Source organism: Rhizobacter sp. (genome assembly GCF_031412495.1).
GTDB lineage: Bacteria > Pseudomonadota > Gammaproteobacteria > Burkholderiales > Burkholderiaceae_C > Schlegelella_A.
In genome coordinates this window covers 1-2335 of record NZ_JANODC010000426.1, presented here as the reverse complement: position 1 = coordinate 2335, position 2335 = coordinate 1, and the positions used below count along the sequence as shown (strand labels likewise).

Annotated in this window: 2 protein-coding genes and 1 pseudogene; 2 read left to right on the top strand and 1 reads right to left on the bottom strand. The window is 72.9% G+C overall.

What is annotated here, in order from left to right; all coding sequences use genetic code 11:
- Positions 1 to 598, top strand: a 598-nt coding sequence (locus AC30N0_RS15745; RefSeq protein WP_489518848.1) for an SDR family oxidoreductase, incomplete at its 5' end; no start/stop codon positions are given.
- 91 nt (positions 599 to 689) lie between these two features.
- Positions 690 to 1580 (top strand): annotated as a pseudogene (locus AC30N0_RS15740) (MFS transporter); the annotation flags it as partial.
- 31 nt (positions 1581 to 1611) lie between these two features.
- Here the strand turns inward: AC30N0_RS15740 and AC30N0_RS15735 are convergent.
- Positions 1612 to 2335, bottom strand: a 724-nt coding sequence (locus tag AC30N0_RS15735) for a glycoside hydrolase family 2 TIM barrel-domain containing protein (RefSeq protein ID WP_489518847.1), incomplete at its 5' end; no start/stop codon positions are given.

Here is a 2335-nt window from a genome sequence, read left to right as displayed (position 1 = left end):
GGGCCTCGTCACCTTCTCGAGCGACCAGGTCTTCAGCGGCGATGGCGACCGGCCCTGGGTCGAGAGCGACGTGCCGGCGCCGCTCAACTGCTACGGCCGCAGCAAGGCCGCCGCCGAAGAGGCGGTCCTCGCGGCCCACCCGGGCGCGATGGTGGTTCGCACCAGCGCCTTCTTCGGTCCCTGGGACCGCCACAACTTCCTCGTCCACGCGCTCGACGCCCTCGGCGCCGGCCGCGAGTTCCGCGCCGCCGACGACGTGCGCATCTCGCCGACCTACGTGCCCGACCTCGTCAACGTCTGCCTCGACCTGCTCGTCGACCGCGAGTCAGGGATCTGGCACCTGGCCAACCACGGCGACGTGAGCTGGGCCCAGTTCGCGGCCGAGGCGGCGCTGCTGGCTGAGGTCGATGCCGCCGCGCTGCGGGCATGCCCGAGCGCCGAGCTCGGCGAGGTCGCGGCGCGGCCGCGCTACGGCGTGCTGCGCAGCGAACGGGCCAGCCTGATGCCGACACTCGAGGACGCGATGGTCCGCTTCCTCGCCGAGCGGCGTGCGCGCGCCGCCGTGCCGCTGCGCGAGGCGCGCGCGTCCGGCGCCTGAGACAGGCTCGCGGCGGCGTCGGCTCGCCGTCGTGCATCGGTGCGCGCCGGGCCCCGCACAAGCGCCAGCGCGGCGATCGGACAATCGGCCGATGCCCGACGCCTTGCCGACCTCTCCTGGCCTGTATCGCGGCTGGTGGGTCGTCGCCGGCGCCTTCGCCGTCACCTGCATGGGCTTCGGCGCGGCCTACTCGTTCAGCGCCTTCCTGCAGCCGCTGCAGGCCGAGTTCGGCGCTTCGCGCGGCTCGGTGTCGCTCGTCTTCTCGCTCGCCGGCTTCTGCTACTTCAGCCTCGGTGTCGCCAGCGGACCGCTCGCCGACCGATGGGGCGCGCGGCCGCTGGCCGTCGCCGGGATGGCCCTCGTCGCGGCGGGGCTCGTGCTCGCCGGGCTCGCGCGCAGCCTGAACGAGGTCTATCTCGCCTACTCGCTCGGGGTCGGCATCGGCATCGGCCTGTCGTACGTGCCGGTCATCGCCGCGGTGCAGCGCTGGTTCGTCCGCCGACGCGGGCTGGCGTCGGGGCTCGCCGTCAGCGGCATCGGCGTCGGCACGCTGCTGGTGCCGCCGCTGGCGACGCTCCTGATCGAGGCCTGGGGCTGGCGTGCCGCCTATGCGGTGCTCGGCGGCTTCGTCGCCGTGATCGGCATTGCGATGGCGCTCCTGATCGAGGCCGACCCACGACGCCGCGGCCTGGGCCCGGACGGCGACCCGGCGCCCGTCGCGGCCGCCACCGGGCGCGGCGCGGGCGCGACCCTCGCGGGCGCACTCGGAACGCGCTCGTTCATCCTGCTCTACGCCGCCGGCGTGCTCGGCTCCTTCGGCGTCTTCGTGCCCTTCGTGCACCTGGTGCCGTACGCCACCGACCACGGCGTGCCGGCCGCATCGGCGGCGCTGCTCGTCGCCGCCATCGGTGTCGGCAGCACCGCCGGGCGCTTCCTCCTCGGCGGCCTGGCCGACCGGCTCGGCCGCGATCACGCGCTGGTCTGGTTCTAAGGGCTGGCGCGCGCCGCCGCCGCTACACGGAGATGGGGATGTGCGTGCGCGTGCTGCTCGTCGACGCGGCGATCTCCTCGAGCGGGATCTTCGGCTGGCGGTCGGCGGTGAGCAGGCCGTTGCACTCCTGGAACGTATCGGCGAACTGCGTGTAGCAGAAGCCGCTGAAGAGCGCGGTGTGGATCACGGTCTGCAGCAGGACGTCGAACAGGCGCGCGAACTCGGTCCCCTGGTCGGCGTCGGAGTAGCCCCAGGCCACCGGCGAGTCGCGGTCGCTGCCGACGGCGAACTTGATGCCGCCGAACTCGGTGAGCATGATCGGCTGGCCGCGGTGCGGGTAGCCGTCGAGCGTGAGGACGCGGCCGCCGGGTCGGCGCCGGTCGAACAGCTGGTCGGGCTTGATCTCCGGGCCATAGCGCACTCTCAGGTGCTCGGTGTTGGCGTCGTAGTCGTGAATGCCGATGATGTCGGTGGCGCTGCTCTCCCAGCCATCGTTGCCGATCACCGGGCGCGTCGCGTCGAGCGTCTTGGTCAGGTGGTAGAGGGCCTGCACCGCGTGCCGCTGCTCGCCGACCGCGTTCAGGTCGGGCACGCCCCACGATTCGTTGAACGGCACCCAGACGATGATGCAGGGGTGGCTGTAGTCGCGGGCGATGACCTCGGTCCAATCGCGGATCGTCCGCTTGATCGCGGTGCGCGTGAAGCGGTACGCCGAAGGCATCTCGGCCCAGACGAGCAGGCCGAGC